The sequence below is a fragment of the Helicobacter felistomachi genome (assembly GCF_030296895.1).
In the GTDB taxonomy this organism is placed as follows: domain Bacteria; phylum Campylobacterota; class Campylobacteria; order Campylobacterales; family Helicobacteraceae; genus Helicobacter; species Helicobacter felistomachi.
In genome coordinates this window covers 219403-234817 of record NZ_AP028022.1, presented here as the reverse complement: position 1 = coordinate 234817, position 15415 = coordinate 219403, and the positions used below count along the sequence as shown (strand labels likewise).

The 15415-nt window shown below is 48.4% G+C and carries 15 protein-coding genes, 4 tRNA genes and 1 pseudogene; 13 read left to right on the top strand and 7 right to left on the bottom strand.

From position 1 onward, the window contains the following. Positions 1-17 precede the first annotated feature (17 nt). Entirely contained in the window at positions 18-734 is a 717-nt protein-coding gene (locus tag QUE23_RS01320; RefSeq protein ID WP_286348907.1) for an FkbM family methyltransferase, read from the bottom strand. A 48-nt stretch (positions 735-782) separates the two neighbouring features. Here QUE23_RS01320 and QUE23_RS10105 point away from each other — a divergent pair, with 48 nt between their 5' ends. The 4 genes from QUE23_RS10105 to QUE23_RS01310 all read left to right on the top strand — a co-directional run bounded on the left by QUE23_RS10105 (position 783) and on the right by QUE23_RS01310 (position 2278). Further along, positions 783-971: a hypothetical protein gene (locus tag QUE23_RS10105; RefSeq protein WP_434801992.1), complete on the top strand. Its 189-nt coding sequence runs from the start codon at positions 783-785 to the stop codon at positions 969-971. Between the two features lie 558 nt (positions 972-1529). Then, a complete protein-coding gene (locus QUE23_RS10100; protein ID WP_286349220.1) occupies positions 1530-1727 on the top strand; it encodes a transposase in 198 nt (65 codons plus the stop codon). A gap of 14 nt (positions 1728-1741) precedes the next feature. Then, entirely contained in the window at positions 1742-1984 is a 243-nt protein-coding gene (locus QUE23_RS10095; protein ID WP_353622215.1) for a zinc ribbon domain-containing protein, read from the top strand. A 138-nt stretch (positions 1985-2122) separates the two neighbouring features. Continuing rightward, the gene (locus QUE23_RS01310; RefSeq protein WP_286348906.1) at positions 2123-2278 is read left to right on the top strand and encodes a hypothetical protein; all 156 of its coding nucleotides are present in this window, start codon (positions 2123-2125) and stop codon (positions 2276-2278) included. 4 nt (positions 2279-2282) lie between these two features. Here the strand turns inward: QUE23_RS01310 and putP are convergent, their stop codons facing one another. The 6 genes from putP to QUE23_RS01280 all read right to left on the bottom strand — a co-directional run bounded on the left by putP (position 2283) and on the right by QUE23_RS01280 (position 7888). Then, complete coding sequence (gene putP, locus QUE23_RS01305; protein WP_286348905.1) at positions 2283-3761, bottom strand: sodium/proline symporter PutP; 1479 nt, start codon at positions 3759-3761, stop codon at positions 2283-2285. A 97-nt stretch (positions 3762-3858) separates the two neighbouring features. Then, the gene (locus QUE23_RS01300; RefSeq protein WP_286348904.1) at positions 3859-7404 is read right to left on the bottom strand and encodes a bifunctional proline dehydrogenase/L-glutamate gamma-semialdehyde dehydrogenase; all 3546 of its coding nucleotides are present in this window, start codon (positions 7402-7404) and stop codon (positions 3859-3861) included. A gap of 126 nt (positions 7405-7530) precedes the next feature. After that, a tRNA-Arg gene (locus QUE23_RS01295) sits at positions 7531-7607 on the bottom strand. Between the two features lies 1 nt (position 7608). Next, positions 7609-7685: transfer RNA gene (locus QUE23_RS01290), tRNA-Arg, on the bottom strand. Positions 7686-7717: 32 nt separating this feature from the next. Continuing rightward, positions 7718-7794, bottom strand: a tRNA-His gene (locus QUE23_RS01285). Positions 7795-7810: 16 nt separating this feature from the next. Beyond that, positions 7811-7888, bottom strand: a tRNA-Pro gene (locus tag QUE23_RS01280). 183 nt (positions 7889-8071) lie between these two features. Here QUE23_RS01280 and QUE23_RS01275 point away from each other — a divergent pair. The 9 genes and pseudogenes from QUE23_RS01275 (at position 8072) to QUE23_RS01235 (ending at position 15349) form a co-directional block, all read left to right on the top strand. Then, positions 8072-8686, top strand: a complete 615-nt coding sequence (locus QUE23_RS01275) for an XRE family transcriptional regulator (protein ID WP_286348903.1) — start codon at positions 8072-8074, stop codon at positions 8684-8686. An 89-nt stretch (positions 8687-8775) separates the two neighbouring features. Then, positions 8776-9378, top strand: a complete 603-nt coding sequence (locus QUE23_RS01270; protein WP_286348902.1) for a cytochrome c3 family protein — start codon at positions 8776-8778, stop codon at positions 9376-9378. A 38-nt stretch (positions 9379-9416) separates the two neighbouring features. Continuing rightward, positions 9417-10789 (top strand): annotated as a pseudogene (locus QUE23_RS01265) (multiheme c-type cytochrome). A gap of 19 nt (positions 10790-10808) precedes the next feature. Continuing rightward, positions 10809-11567, top strand: a complete 759-nt coding sequence (locus QUE23_RS01260) for an NAD+ synthase (RefSeq protein WP_286349471.1) — start codon at positions 10809-10811, stop codon at positions 11565-11567. After that, positions 11564-12469: a tetraacyldisaccharide 4'-kinase gene (locus tag QUE23_RS01255; RefSeq protein ID WP_286348901.1), complete on the top strand. Its 906-nt coding sequence runs from the start codon at positions 11564-11566 to the stop codon at positions 12467-12469. Before QUE23_RS01260 ends, QUE23_RS01255 begins: the two co-directional genes overlap by 4 nt. Positions 12470-12513: 44 nt before the next feature. Further along, entirely contained in the window at positions 12514-13092 is a 579-nt protein-coding gene (locus QUE23_RS01250) for a TerD family protein (RefSeq protein WP_286348900.1), read from the top strand. Between the two features lie 9 nt (positions 13093-13101). Next, entirely contained in the window at positions 13102-13704 is a 603-nt protein-coding gene (locus tag QUE23_RS01245; protein ID WP_286348899.1) for a TerD family protein, read from the top strand. Further along, entirely contained in the window at positions 13701-14873 is a 1173-nt protein-coding gene (locus QUE23_RS01240) for an HD domain-containing protein (RefSeq protein WP_286348898.1), read from the top strand. Before QUE23_RS01245 ends, QUE23_RS01240 begins: the two co-directional genes overlap by 4 nt. A gap of 50 nt (positions 14874-14923) precedes the next feature. Beyond that, on the top strand, positions 14924-15349 hold the full coding sequence (locus tag QUE23_RS01235) for a hypothetical protein (RefSeq protein ID WP_286348897.1): 426 nt from the start codon (positions 14924-14926) through the stop codon (positions 15347-15349). The last annotated feature ends 66 nt before the right edge of the window (positions 15350-15415 follow it).

The window sequence follows — 15415 nt, the reverse complement described above, 5'->3', positions numbered from 1 at the left end:
AGCAGGGCTATGCTGCTCTAAGAACCCCCCCCCCGCAAAACATGGCTTTCAAAAGTCTCGACATCAATTTTTACAAAATCAATCTTGTCTGCAAATTTACCTTCTTTTTGCAATTCATCTAAACTTATGATGGGTAAATTCCCATGTTCATCATTTTTTAAATGAGTCCCACCCGTATTGCAAGCAGAAAAACTCTCTATACTTGCTCTACCTACCTGCTCTCCCAATGCGACATTGTGTGGGATGATCACATCTTGCAGGGAATTAAGTTCAATGTTTTTGCATAAAATTTCATAATTTTCCTTTAATGGTTCAAAAGCATAGACTTTTTTTGCATTGCGCACAAGAGCATAATAAAGAGCGTTATTGCAGATATTTGAGCCTATATCTAAAACATTAGCCCCATCTTTGAAATATTTATCTGCTTGCTGTATGGTACAAATATCGTAAAAATTGTCGTCCATTACTATATAATTTTGAATAATATCAACTGAGACACTGGGTAGGTACATAGCAATTTCCCTAACACCTGGATATTTGTGATTAAGGACATCTTTATTAAATGTAAAAATCTTGTCTTTGGATTGTCTTAGTTGTTCTACTCTTATCCTTGAAATCTCTTTCTTAAGTGAAGCAGCTAAAGTCGCCAATCTTGGCTCTAGGTATCTATCCAACACGCGCCCAGCTTGTCTTCTTATTCCTTTGAGTAATCGATGAAACATCTCAGACATCATTTTTCTCCCTAATACAAAACACTTTGAAAGTGCAATACTACCCAAGTCATGTTAAAACTTTACTTGTGGTTCAACGACCTTAGCAGTGGAAAGACTATGTTAATCGCCTACAAGCAGAAACTCTACCATGCAAGCAAGCACAAGCACATCAGCAAGCTTCTACGCTTTTATGGCATTTGCTACAACCATGGTATGGCTTGGCATAAGAGATATGAAGGCTCTACAAGAAACACTTAAATCTCTACACTCTGCAAAGCACATCACCAAACTCAATGAAAACAACACACTTTGCTTTTTTAAAACTTTGGGTTCTCAAACCTTGCAGGAGTTAGTAGAGAGGATAGACAAGGCTTATCAAAGATTTTTTTAAAAACAAGGCAGACCTCCTAGATTTAAAAGAGTGGCTCTATATCAATCTTTCACTTTTAAAGGGAAAACGGGTTATAAAATCCAAGACAATATTATTTCTTTTAGTGGTTGTTGCTTTAAGTTTGTTAAAACCTACGAGTTCAATGGCAAACCTAAGACCTTAACCATTAAAAGAGATAATCTAGGCGATGTTTTCTTGTGCCTGGTGTGTGGAGAAAAACGCCAAGCGTTTTCCCCTAAACCTGCAGGCACTAACAGCGTGGGGCTTGCTGGGTTAAAAACATTTCTCACCTGCTCTCATGGCGCACAAATCCCCTTACCTTTATTTTTCTCTAAATATTGGCCTTTGATGAAATCTTGTTCTAAATCTCTAAAAAGAAAAGAGGCTCGAATCACCGCTTGAAAGCTAGATGAAGGCTTGCTAGATTGCACAGAAAAATCAAAAACCTGAGAACAGACTTTTTCTACAAGCTTGCCAATAGTCTAGCCAGACAATACGCCACTATTTTCATTGAAGACTTGAACTTGAAGGGTATGGTTAAACTTTGGGGGTGCGCAAGCCGAAGGGTTGCGCGTCTAATGCCAAACTGCGAGGACTGTTATAATGCAAGGGCTATCCTCTAGAGAGAAAAACCCAAGTGGTTATAGGTCTCATCAAAAGCGTTGCTTTTGTTCCCAGCTCTAAAACTTGTTCTAGCTGTGGAGCACTTAAAGAGGATTTGAGCCTAAAAGATAGAGAGCGGGCCTATGGTGCCCGCCAAAATTATCTCTCTTGTGGCTTTTCTTTGGATAGAGACTTCAATGTAAGCATTGATGTTCATAGAGAGCGGGCTTGCTCTTGGAGTCAAGGCTGTAAAACATGCCTAGTGGGCAAACCTTGATGATTCCACACTCCCCCTAGCTTTAGCTAGGGGGAGTGTGTCAAAGAGCTTTTAGATCGCCGTTTAAAACCTTTTCAAAAGGAGTTTATCGCGCACGGGAGTACCCTAGAGTTTAGCCAAAACGCCAAACAGGCGTCGGTGGAGAGTGCTTTAAATGAAGACATCGGCATGAGTGGGTTAGATCAAAAATTGCACGAGATTTTAATGCCCCTGCGTTTTGATTTGGAGGACTTAGCAGGGTTTAATGCGTCATCACGCAAAGCACGCCAAGAAGTGGCCGGGTGCACAAGTTAGAGCTTTAGCCCCCTTTTTTGACTTCTTGCATCACCAAGTCAAAGGCATCCTTTGTCCCCGGGCGCACGGAACTTAAAAGACTAAAAACCACAATCACCACAGAGCTGGCTAAAAAGCCGGGCACAATCTCATAAATGTCTAAAAAACTTTTGCCAAATTTGTCGTATAAAATCACCGTGCTAGCACCAAAGATCATCCCTGCGATCGCCCCAAGCCTTGTCATGCGCGCCCAAAAGAGAGAGAATAAAATCACCGTGCCAAAACTTGCCCCAAAGCCCGCCCACGCATAGGACACGATTTTAAGCACGCTGGCGTTGCGATCGGTGGAGATGAAAAAGGCGATGGTCGCCACCGCCAACACCGAAGCCCGACTCACCATCATCACCGTCTTCACCGGGGCCTCTTTATTAAAAATCTTAGAGTAAAAGTCCTCAGCAATGGTAGAAGAGCTGACGAGAAGCTGCGAGCTAGCAGTGCTCATCACAGCGGCCAAAATGGCGCTTAAAAGAACCCCGCTGATCCACGGATTGAAGAGAGTCTCGCTCATGTGGATGAAGATTTTTTCAGGGTCAGCTAGACTTAAATGAAACTTCGCCACATACGCCACGCCAAGCAGCCCGATTAAGCAAGACCCGATTAAGCTGATCCCCATCCACGAAATACCCACGGTTGTGGCCTGCGGAATCTCTTTAATGGAGCGGATAGACATGAAGCGCACCAAAATGTGCGGTTGCCCGAAGTAGCCAAGCCCCCACGCCAAACTAGAGATCACCGCCACTAAAGAGCTGCCCTCAAGAAAAGTCAGGTTACCGGGTTTAACATGGGCGATGATATTAAAACTTTCTTGTAGCCCACCCAAATGATAAAGCATCATGCAAGGCACCGCCACCAAAGCCCCCATCATCAAGAGCCCTTGGATCAAATCCGTCCAACACACCGCCTTGTAGCCGCCCAAAAAAGTGTAGGTTACGATGATGAGAGTCCCCGTAATGAGGGCGTGATTGTACTTCACTCCAAAAGTCGCCTCAAAGAGTTTCGCCCCACTCACGAGCCCTGAGGACACATAAAAAGTGAAGAAAATCAAGATCACCACTGCCGAGATCAGGCGCAAAATGTGTTTGTCATCACTGAAGCGGGTTTCAAAGTAATCGGGGATGGTGATCGAATTGTCGATCACGCTGGTGTAGACCCGCAAGCGTTTAGCCACTAAAATCCAGTTGATCGTGGCTCCGATGGTGAGCCCGATGGCGATGTGGGTGTTGATGAGCCCACCCACATACAAGGCCCCGGGCAAACCCATTAAAAGCCATCCACTCATGTCGCTTGCCCCCGCGCTTAAAGCACTCACCACAGGCCCCATAGAGCGATCCCCTAAAAAATAATCCTCTGTAGTTTCATTATTCCTATAAAAATAAAACCCAATGGCGAGCATCAATAACGAGTAAAGAACGAAAACAATCACAGCCTGGTAACTAATTTGCATGGATCTCCTTGATTTTTTAAGTCCCTGCACCAAACTACCATAAAAGTAAAAAAAGTCAAAATCACAACCGCCAACCCCCCCCCCCCAAATCATGGCTTTATCCTGCGTGTGCTTTGGCTTTAAGCCCCCTTGCGCCTAAATTGCCGTAGCGGTGGTAGGAAATGCTGATAGACTTTTCTAGGTGGTAGTTTAAGAGCTCAAAGCGCCCACAGCACAGAGCCTTAGCATTTGCCACCACAATCCCTAAAGCCCCGCTGGCTTCATAAAGCGCATCCAACTCTTGGCTAAAGTAGCGCACCCGCCCAAAACTGCCAAGTTTTTGGCTAAACTCCTCCAAACTCTCGTAAATAATGGTGGGGTTGAAGTGGTGTTTTAGATAGTCCACGCACTCTAATAAAAGCGCAGCGTGGGGGTTATCGGTCTTGCTCGCTAAGCTAATGGTGAGCGGGATTTGACACACGGCCGCTGCCATCAGCACGCTAAAGACATCGATCAAACTATCCTCAGCACGCATGCGGTAGCCAATGCTAGACACCTTGGTGTAGGTGAACCAATTTTCCTCGCCGCGGATTTGCACATAGTCTTGCTTTTGGCTGAACTCGGCGGCGTGGTAGTGGGCGTAGTTGCGCGCCATTTGCACGATCTCTTTGAGCGTGTCGCTGTGGTGTTGGTTGAAGGACTCTAGAGCTTGGATGAAGGGCGTGTTCCCGCTGTGGGTGTTCTCTGCGGGGATTTCCTCAATGTGGACGAATTGTGTGATGTAGTTGTAAATCCCCACCTTGCGCCCTAGCCCCACCGCCGATTTTTTGATCCCACCAAAGGGCTGGCGCAACACAATCGCCCCTGTGGTGGGTTTGTTGATGTAGAGATTGCCCACTTCAATGTTGTTGATGTAATACTCCCACTCGCGCTCATCTAAAGACTCCAAAGCTCCCGTGAGACCATAGCCCGTAGCATTAGCGATCTCTACGGCCTCCTTTAAGTCTTTGGCTTTCATCACAGACAAATAAGGCACAAACAACTCGGTCATGTGCGTGTAGTCGCCCTTTTTAGTCCCGTACTTGATGCAAGGCTTCATTAAATAGGCATTTTCGTTCAAAAACTCGGGCTTGATGGCCCATTCCTCGTGGGCTTCGATGTTGTTTAACGCCTTTTGCACTTTAGGGCTAGGCGTGTCGGCTAAAGCTCCAATTTTATTCCACAACGCCAAAGGATCGCCCACGCTCATGGATTGAGTCGCGTCCACGAGAGTGCGCTTAAAGTCAGAGTCGTTGTAGACCTCTTCTTCTAAAATCAAGAGAGAAGTGGCGGAGCATTTTTGCCCCGAATTGCTAAAGGCAGAGTGCACTACATTGCGAATCGCCTGGTCCCTGTCTGCCATTTTGGTAACGATGGTGGCGTTTTTGCCCCCTGTTTCGGCACTGAGTGCCAAAGTGGGGCTAGCCTCTAGCATGCGCTGTGCGGTGTCCTCCGAGCCCGTTAGGACAGAAAACTTAATGTCGGGGCTTTTTAAAAGGAATTTACTCACATCCTCACCTTTGCAGGGCAAGTAAATTAAGGCATCCCTTGGCACGCCCGCATCCCAAAAGCACTCACACAAGCGGTAACCCACCACTGCGCTAAGGCTGGAGGGCTTGTAAATCACGGTGTTGCCTGTGGCCAAAGGGGCGGCGATGGTGCCCACTGAAATGCCAATGGGGAAGTTCCACGGGGCGATCACCACGCCCACGCCCTTAGGCTTAAAGCGCACTTCAGGGTGTTGCTCTAAAAGTTTTTGCAAGCTGTGGGGGTAGAACTCCAAAAAGTCGATCGCCTCGCTCACTTCAGCATCGCTCTCCACAAAGGTCTTGCCCACTTCAAGCGCGCTAAGTCCGATCAAATCCCCCCGCCTGTCTCTAAAATTTTGCGCCACTTTGCTTAAAATGGCGTGGATTTGACTAAAGCTTTGGTGCCCGAAAGTGCTGGCTTTGGCGGACTCTAGGGCTTGTTGCATCACCGCTTCGTTGGCTTGGGCGATGGTGGCAATTTTTTGGTGCGCAATCTTACCAAAGACTTGCAAAGTTTTACAGCCCTCTTTGTCGTAATCGCGCCCAATCACGGGGAAGAGCTCCACAATGGCGGCGTTCTTTGTCTTGTCGACGATTTGATCCGCCCAGATGCGGTTTGCTCTTAAAACAAAATCTGTGTCGCTCTCGTTTTTAAAGGGGTGGTTGGGGTAGGTGCTTTGCGCGGGCTGGTGGGTGTTGCGATCCTGGGTACGTCTAGGGTTGTTGTCTAAATCCTCAATGCCCGCAATGCTCTTTAAAAAGCGGTCTTCTTGGTCCTTCCACGCAGGCGAGTCCACTTTTAGGTTAAAAAAGGCTTTCATGAAGTTATCCGCGGCGGTGTTTTCATCGAGGCGGCGCACGAGGTAGGCAATGGCGTTGTTGAAGTGCTTTTCATCGCACACGGGGGCATACAAGATGAGTTTATGCATTTCTTTGAGTTCAAAACTGGCTTGCAAGCTCATGCCCTCTAACATTTCAAAGGTGAAGTGGTCTAAAGCGATGGGGTCGTTTAGGGTGTGTATCCTTGTGTAGGCGTAGGCGATCTCAAAGAGATTGTGCGAAGCGATCCCAATGTGGATGTATTTGTAATTTTCCTCGCTGAGCACATACTCTAACATTTTGTTGTAGTTGGAGTCGGTGTCTTGTTTGCGTTTAAAGGTCGGCAACGCCCACCCACGCATGGAGGCGATCGTCTCTTCGCTCTCCATGTTTGCACCCTTGACAAAGCGGATTTTAATGGGGGGCAGGTTGCTAAGCACTCTCTCTTTAGAGAACGCCACCAAGTCTTTGAGATACTCGTAAGACTCGGGGATGTAGGCTTGCAACACAATGCCCGCTTTTAAGGGGAATTTAGAGATAGACTCTTTAAACGCCGCCACCGTGAGCTCTAAATCCTTATACTCCTCCATGTCTAGGTTAATGAATTTATCCATGCCTTGTTTTTCTTGTTCCTCCAGCGCAAGGCCATAGAGTTTGTCTAATCTTTTCACCACCTCTGCCTTGGACTGCTCGAAGTCTAGGATATTGATTTGGGAAAAAATCGTGGTGATCTTGATCGAGATGTATTCAATGTAGTCAGACTTGATCGCCTCCTCGTATTTATGCATGCGATAGGACGCTTCAGCCTCGCCCAGCACTTCCTCCCCGATGAGATTGATGTTGAGTGTGATTTGGGCTTGTTGGCGTTTTTCAATTTTGTCTTTTAAGTTATCGCTGCTCTCATCTAACACCAAACCTTGGGTGTCTTGGCGGATTTTGTGCACAAAGAAAGGCACACTCATAGAAGGGGCAAGCTTACCTACGCTCAAAAAGCCAAAGAGTAAAAACTTCTCAAACCCGCTGAAAAAGTCGGCAATGCCGTATTTTTTTAGGGTGTGTTCGATCAAGTTAAAGCGCGCGCTGTTGTCCTGGCAGCGGAAAGAGCGATCTAAAAGCTCGATCAACATGACCTTATTCTCAGGATTGGCTAGGAGCTTTTGCATTTTATTGTGGAAAGAACGCTCTTCTAAGCTTAGGTGGTCGCTGATTTTGCTTTGTAGGGTGCGGGCCAAAGTTAGGCTGGAGTGGATCACTTCCTTATCGGGTTGGACTGGCATACAAGTCCCCTTTCTATAAAAAACTTAAAATAAGCCCGCAGTATAGAGCAATAAAGTTAATAAAATAAGAAGTGCGCTAAAGAATGCAAACAAAGCGTGGCAAGGGGCATGTTTTTTACGAGAACGTGGTGCGCTTGACAGGACTTGAACCTGTGGCCTACGGCTTAGAAGGCCGTTGCTCTATCCAGCTGAGCTACAAGCGCGTGGTGCGCTTGAAGGGAGTCGAACCCCTAACCCCCAGATCCGAAGTCTGGTGCTCTATCCAATTGAGCTACAAGCGCTTAAATCCTAGTGTAAAAAAGTAATGGGGAAATGGGGTGGGTGATGGGGCTTGAACCCACGACCCCCAGGACCACAATCTGGTGCTCTAACCAACTGAGCTACACCCACCATAAAAAACTTTCGCTGGTCGGGGCGAAAGGATTCGAACCTTCGACCCCTTGGTCCCAAACCAAGTGCGCTAACCAGGCTGCGCTACGCCCCGCTACTTCATAAAAACGGGTATTTTAGCCAAAACTATGTTAATTGTCAAGGTGCGCCAAAAAGACTCTAGTGCCCTATAAAAGCTCTAAATAGCTGTTTTAGCCATATCTTACCTAGATTGTGGTATATAATCCCCCCGCAAAAGTGCATTTATGGGATTTAAAATCCAAAAAAAGGAGCTTGGATGCTAAAAGAAAAACTAAAACAGCTAAGAAACGCCAACAATCTCACGCAAGAAGAACTTGCGCTCAAGTGCGGTGTGAGTTTACAGAGCATCAAGCGCTACGAGAGTGAGCAAAAGAGCAACATCACTTTAGACACCCTAGAGAAGCTTGCCAGTGCATTAAACACCGACTTGCACTTTTTCACTTCCACCCATCACGAGATGGAGGACATCATCATGGTGCCTTATCTTAAGGACATTAAAGTGAGCGTGAATAGAGACACCCACAACGCCGAAACCATGACCTTCTTACCCCAAAGTAAGTCGTTCTTGATTCGGCGTTTTGGGCTGTCTTCTACCGAGCATTTGGGTTTCGTGCAGGCAGTGGGTAACTCTATGGAGCCACGCATTAAAGAGAACGACCTGTTGCTTTTCCAAAGCGATGGGACGCGCTATGAAGGGGCGGTGTATGTGGTGAACTTGGGCGGGGAGTATTACATCCGCCGCTTAAGCAAACGCCCCGAAGTCTATTTAATCAGCGACAACCCTGTATATAAACCCATTGTGGTGGATAACCTAGATGAGCTCACAATTTTAGGGCGCGTTGTAGGTGTGTTACACACCTTTAATATTTAACATTATCTTAGGAGGTGGGATTTGTTAACTTTTTTGTGTCATTCTACAAAAAGGCAGATTTGAAAGCAGATTAATTTAAGCAGGTCGCGATGGGTTTTTTGCGTGCGTTGCAAGAGAAGCGTTTCTTTTTGTTTTGGCTTTTTTGCGGAGGGTGTGTGCTGGGCGTGGTGTTGACAGTATTTACCGTGCAGGCGGTGGAGTGGACGGGGGATGACAAGTTCTGTGGCATGTGCCATATCATGACCCCTGAAGTGGATTCTTACCACTTAGACAAGCATGGAGGCCATAACCATGTGGGGATGAAGGCCGAATGCGTGGATTGCCACCTGCCCCACGACAACATCGTGCATTACTTCGTAGAAAAAACCTTACTTGGCATTGAAGATGTCTATGGCAATACGATGAAAAATCCCCGCAAATTTGACTGGGAGATGAATCGCCGCGAGGCTAAGAATTATGTCTTTGACTCGGGCTGTTTGCGTTGCCACACCAACCTAAAAGATGCCACACAATCTAACATGAAAGCCTTTTTACCCCACAGGGATTACTTCGCCAAACTCACCAAAAAGCATTGCGTGGAATGCCACTTGGATGAGGTGGGACATCAAAACTTAGGCATACACCTAAGGAAGTTCTTAAAAGATGACTATAAACCAAGTGTGCGTGCCTTGATTGGCACGGGCCAAAAATAAAGGAGTGAAAATGTTGATTTTACCTAAAGGAGAGAAGCATGCGTGCTAGCTTGGCTGGATTCTTGGCCTTTGTGTTCTGTTTAGGGTGGCTTAGCGCACACCCGCCCAAGGGGGGGACGAGCATAGACAATGCGATGGACACACAACTGCCTTTAAAGACTTTTAGGGGAATGAAAGCAGAGGCGAAGGGCTGTATTGAGTGCCACGCCAAGAAAAATCCGGGGATCGTGGCCGACTGGAAAATGAGTCAGCACGCCCACGCAGGGGTGAGCTGTATCGATTGCCACGGCGTTACCAAAGACAGCCCCATGCTCACCATGGATGGGCATGAAGGCTCTAAGGTGCCCATCTCTGTGCTGGTGTCCACCAACACCTGCGCCAAATGCCACGAAAAGGAAGTGACCGAGTTTCGCCACAGCGGGCATGTGAGAGGTGCGGTGCAGATGTGGGCTAAAGCAAACATGCGCGATTTAATGATGATGGTGGAGGGCAGAAACCACCCCGATTTAAAACACGCCCCCGCAGCTACGGGTTGCCAACAATGCCACGGCTCCATCATCCAATTGAATAAAAACCACCGCCCCACTCCTGAAACTTGGCCCACCTATGGCATCGGCACCGCCTTTCCCGATGGCTCTGTGGGTAATTGTGCCAGCTGCCACAGCGCGCATAAATTCAGTCTAGAAGAGGCAAGAAAACCCGCTGCGTGCGCGAGCTGCCACCTAGGACCCGATCATCCCGACATTGAGATTTACAACAACTCCATGCACGGGCACATCTTCAACGCTGAGGGGCAAAATGGAACTTTAATGCGGCTCCCGGTACGTGGAAAGTCCCTGACTTTAGAGCCCCCACTTGTGCCACATGCCACATGAGCGGGAATGTCAAAAGTGCGGTTACACACAATGTGAGCCGCCGCTTAAAATGGAATCTCTTCATGCCTGTTAGCAAACTGCGTACGGGAGGGTATGAAACCGCCAGCGATGACTTCAAATATGAAAATAAGATCACCAAAGGCAATCCATTAGCGGGCAACCCCAAAGGCCCTGAAGCCGCCCGCGCAGAAATGAAAGCGGGTTGTGTGGACTGCCACAACAAACAGCACATCGACAACTTCTTCATCATGGCTGATAAAAACATCATGCTCTACAACGAGTACTGGAAGGAAGCGGTGCAAATGAAAGACGAACTTGCCAAAAAACATCTGCTTGGCAAAGACATGTGGAGCGATGACTTCCAAAACACCATGTATCATATGTGGCATCACGAGGGACGGCGCATGCGTCAGGGCGGCATCATGGCTGCACCTGACTACTCACACTGGCATGGGGTCTTTGAAGTGCAGCAAGATATCAGAAAGCTTAGAAAAATCTACGCTAAACGCCTCAAAACCAACAAAATTGAGGACTAAACCCCAAAGCACCCCCGCAGTGGGGCTAGCCCCGGCCACTGCAGACACCCTCACTGACTTTTTAAGAACCCAAGCCGCCCGAAGGGGCTTTAAGCGGGTGGTCTATGGCCTAAGTGGGGGGTTAGATAGCGCAGTGGTGGCCCTTTTATGCCAAAGGGCGTTTGGAAACAACGCCCACGCCTTGTTAATGCCATCCTTAAGCACCCCCCCAAGCGCGCTCACACACGCCACAGAACTTTGTAAACGCTTCCACATCTCCTTTAGCCACCACTCCATAGCCCCCCACCATGCCCTTTTTAAAGACAACCATAAAGACGCGAGCTTGATGAGGCAGGGCAATTTCTGTGCGCGCTTACGCATGGCAACTTTATATGACTACGCCCTAGAACACCAGGCCCTCGTGGTCGGCACCAGCAATAAAAGTGAGCGGCTTTTAGGCTATGGCACCATCTTTGGAGATTTGGCATGTGCGATCAACCCCATAGGCGATCTCTACAAAAGCCAAATTTACGCTTTAGCACGGCTTTTACAAGTCCCCCAAAACATTTTAGACAAACCCCCGAGTGCCGACTTTTACGCCGGGCAAAGCGATGAGGCCGAGCTAGGTTTTAGCTACGCTGAAATTGATCCCCTGCTTTTTGCCATAGAGCAAAACCCGCATTTAGACAAAAACGCCCTTGTAGCCCTAGGCTTTGCACCCGCCCTAGTTGCAAGCGTGCAAGAGCGCATGGCCAAAAACGCTTTCAAGCTAGAAATGCCGGCAATTTGTGTTCTATGACTTGGCTTGAGCGTTATTTTTACGCCCCCACACTCTGCCAAAAAGCCCTAGCCTACGCCCTACGCCCCCTATCTCTCGTGTATGAAACAATCGCCACGCTCAAACGCCAAAGCGCGCCCTTTGAGGACTTCAAAATCCCCATTGTCAGCGTGGGGAATTTAGTGGCGGGGGGCAGCGGCAAAACCCCGTTTATTTTGGCTTTGGCGCAGGTGCTCGCCCCGCTTTATCAGGTGGTGGTTGTCAGCCGGGGCTATGGGCGCACTTCTAGAGGGCTTGTAGTGGTGCGGGCGTGGGGGGAGATTTTAGTCAAACAAGAAATGGCGGGCGATGAGGCGTTTTTGCTAGCGAGCAAATTGCCCACTTGTGGCGTGGTGGTGAGTGAGGAGCGCAAAATGGGGGTGCTTAAGGCTAAGCAAATGGGCGCACAGGTGGTGCTCCTAGACGATGGATTCCGCTTTAACTTTAAAAAGCTCAACATTTTGTTAAAGCCACAACTCAAACCCTATTTTGACTTTTGTTTGCCTAGCGGCGTTTATAGAGAAAGCCCCAAGTGCTACGCCCTAGCGGATTTAGTGCTGCAAGAGGGGCTAGATTACACAAGACACACCAAAGTGCTAAACCCCACAGAGCGTATGCTCTTAGTCACCGCGATCGCAAGCCCTAGCCGCCTAGAGCCCTTTTTGCCCCCCGTGGTGGGACGACTCTACTTCAAAGACCACGCCACTTTTGATATGAAAGCCCTAGAGTGTGCCTATAAAAAGCATGCCGCCACTTCCTTATTGGTGACCGCTAAAGACGCAGTCAAGCTCACAAATTGTCCCTTGCCCTTAAGCCTTTTGGATTTAAGGCTAGAGATCGCGCCTAAAATCCTCCAACAAGTCTTAGAGTATCTCGCCCATTAGCTGAAATCTGCTAGAATGCCTTTTATTTTCATAAAGGAGTGCTTATGTCTGTCAGTTTAGTCAAAGGGGGACGGGTGTCTTTGAGTAAGGAAAAACCCGGCTTGTCTAAAATCGTTGTGGGCTTGGGCTGGGATGTGAATAACACGGACACGGGTGCGGATTTTGACCTAGACGCTTCGGTGTTTTTGACCGCGGGCAATGGCAAGGTGAGCGATGACGCAAACTTTGTGTTTTACAACAACCCTAAAAGCAAGGACGGCGCAGTGGTGCATACGGGCGACAACCGCACGGGAGCGGGCGAGGGCGATGACGAGCAAATCAAAGTGGATTTAGCCCATGTAGATAGCGGGGTGCAAGAAATCCACATTGTTGTTACGATCCACGAAGCCGACACCCGTAAACAAAACTTCGGCATGGTGCGCCACGCTTTCGTGCGGATTGTGGATGAAAGCGACAACCAAGAAATCTTGCGCTACGACCTAGAAGAGGACTTTTCGGTAGAAACCGCCTTGATGTTTGGGAGGTTGTATCGGGATGGAGCGGATTGGAAATTTGCCGCTGTGGGCACTGGCTTTAAAGAGGGCTTGGCGGGCTTTTGTAAGCAATTTGGGGTCAATGTTTAAGGGGGGGTGATGGCGGTTAGTCTAGTTAAGGGGCAGAAAATCTCGCTGAAGAAAGAGAGCGGAGAGAAGCTTAGTGCCTTTTGTGTGGGGGCGAATTGGGGAGCGATTAGCAAAAAGGGGTGGTTTGGCAACACCAAGAGCGAGGCGGTGGATTTGGATTTGAGTGTGGGGCTATTTACCGAGCAAAAGTTTGTGGATTGTGTGTATTATGGCAAACAAGCGGCGAGTGGGATTAAACACAGCGGAGATGACCGCACGGGCGATGTCAGCGGTGATGATGGGCTAGACAATGAGGTCATCAGCATTGCCCTAGATAGCCTGCAGCCGGAAATCACGCAGTTGGTCTTTGTGCTCAGTTCCTACACCCACATAAAATTTGATGCCATCCCCTTTGCCAGCATCCGCCTGTATGAGGGCACGCCTAGCCAAGTGAAGTCTATTTTTGCGACCTACAATGTGGCAAACGATGCTGCCTTTGCTGGCAAGGAAGCCATGATTTTAGGCAAGCTCTACCTACACAATGGGGAGTGGAAATTTAGTGCGATTGGTGAACCCACCGCCGACTCTAAGCTTGAAGACTTGCTTTTAAAGTCTGTGCCTAGGTATCTATGACTCCCCCCCACTTAAGCAAAGCCCTCTTAGAGCGGCTCTTTGTGGCCGCGTCGATCCGTCGCTGGAACGACCAGGCTTGCCCCATTGAGTTTAGCGAGTTAGACAAACAAGCCCACAAGGCGATGGTGGTTGTCTTGTTGGCTAAACACCATGTGGGCGTGGATTGGGACAAGTTGCTCTCTTACTTTTGCTTTGAGTTTTTAAGCCGTGTGGTGCTGACCGACATCAAGCCCCCCATTTATTACGAGCTGCTAGAGCAGCACCGCAGTGCCCTAGCTGCCTATGTGTGGGGCGTGTTTGAGCCGGAAGTGCAAGGCTATGCTCTCTTTGACACCTTTCAGGATTACTTTTGTAACCCCCCTAAAGATTTAGAAAGCCAATTGCTTAAGGCTGCCCACGACTATGTGTCGGCGTGGGAGTTTGGCTTTATCTACCGCTTTTACCCCGAGGGCTATGGGGTGCAAGACATTAAAGACAGCTTAGACAAGTCTTTAATACAGCACGAGTCGCTGTTAAAGAAGGTAGAGCATTTAAAATTACTCACCTCCATGTTCGGGCAGTTGCGCTTCCAAAAACGATGGAGTCAAACCCCAAGAGTGCCGCCCACAAGCGTGCTAGGGCATGCGCTCTTTGTTGCCTTTTGTGCTTTCTTGCTTAGCTTTGATTTAAAGGCGTGTGCTGCCATGCGCCTAAACCACTTCTTAGGCGGGCTGTTTCACGACCTGCCCGAAGTGCTGACTAGAGACATCATCTCCCCCATCAAGCACGGCGTGGCAGGACTAGATGCCTATTTAAAGCGGCTAGAAAAGCGCGCCATGCAAGAGCACATTTTGCGCTATGTTGATGCCAAGCTGCAAGAGGATTTGCGCTACTTCACGGAAAACGAGTTTGCCGACCGCTGCATTGACCCTAAAACCCAAGAAACCCTAGAGTTTGCCGACCCAAGCACGCTTTGGCAGCGCTACAATCACGACAGCTACAAGGGAGTTTGCGGGCGGTTGTTGAAGTTTTGCGACCAACTGAGTGCCTTTTTGGAAGCCAAAATCTCTATAAAGCATGGCGTTACAAGCGGTGTTTTAGAGAGCGGAGCTAAGAACATCCAGGACAAATACCAAGATATTTGTTTGCAAGGGGTGCATTTGGGGGCGTTGTTTGGGGAGTTTGCCTGAAGTTTTTATGCCTGTGCCTTTTTGGCTTGCTGTCTTTGCAAGCGGCGGCAGTGATCACCTTAGACCTGCAAGCCAACGCTAGGCTTGCCACTTCTAACGCTAACGAAGGCACGATGATCGCCAAAATGCAAGAGCATTTACACCTTTTTACACAACTGCTAGAAAGAGCTAGAGCGCAGGCTACTACCTTAGAGAGCATGCGCCACACCTTAGAGCAAAGCCACGCCCTAGCGCAAGCCAAGATCGCCCCCTTAGAGCCCATGCGTGCCTATTTGGAGCAAGAGCTGCAACATGCCAAAGCACAAGAGCAAGAGTTACAAGCGCGTTTAAACGCCTACAAACAAGCCCAAATGGCCCAAACAGCGCGCCTACAACACGCTTGCCCGTGGCTAGACTTTGACACCGCCACGCTTAAAGAGCCCAACGACAACGCCCAAGAGATTTTAAACAAACTTAAAGCCCAAAACCCCCCCTAGCCCCCAAACCCTTAAGTGCGCTTGTTTGTCAAAAGGTGCAGGCTAAAAAGCCCAAGAACAACACCA

Excerpts from the sequence above, each read along its gene's own strand:
- QUE23_RS01255 (WP_286348901.1), top strand. The coding sequence starts at position 11,564 with ATGACTTGGCTTGAGCGTTATTTTTACGCCCCCACACTCTGCCAAAAA.
- QUE23_RS01320 (WP_286348907.1), bottom strand. The coding sequence starts at position 734 with ATGATGTCTGAGATGTTTCATCGATTACTCAAAGGAATAAGAAGACAA.
- QUE23_RS01245 (WP_286348899.1), top strand. The coding sequence starts at position 13,102 with ATGGCGGTTAGTCTAGTTAAGGGGCAGAAAATCTCGCTGAAGAAAGAG.
- QUE23_RS01240 (WP_286348898.1), top strand. The coding sequence starts at position 13,701 with ATGACTCCCCCCCACTTAAGCAAAGCCCTCTTAGAGCGGCTCTTTGTG.
- QUE23_RS01270 (WP_286348902.1), top strand. The coding sequence starts at position 8,776 with ATGGGTTTTTTGCGTGCGTTGCAAGAGAAGCGTTTCTTTTTGTTTTGG.
- QUE23_RS01250 (WP_286348900.1), top strand. The coding sequence starts at position 12,514 with ATGTCTGTCAGTTTAGTCAAAGGGGGACGGGTGTCTTTGAGTAAGGAA.
- QUE23_RS10105 (WP_434801992.1), top strand. The coding sequence starts at position 783 with ATGTTAAAACTTTACTTGTGGTTCAACGACCTTAGCAGTGGAAAGACT.
- QUE23_RS01300 (WP_286348904.1), bottom strand. The coding sequence starts at position 7,404 with ATGCCAGTCCAACCCGATAAGGAAGTGATCCACTCCAGCCTAACTTTG.
- QUE23_RS01275 (WP_286348903.1), top strand. The coding sequence starts at position 8,072 with ATGCTAAAAGAAAAACTAAAACAGCTAAGAAACGCCAACAATCTCACG.
- putP (WP_286348905.1), bottom strand. The coding sequence starts at position 3,761 with ATGCAAATTAGTTACCAGGCTGTGATTGTTTTCGTTCTTTACTCGTTA.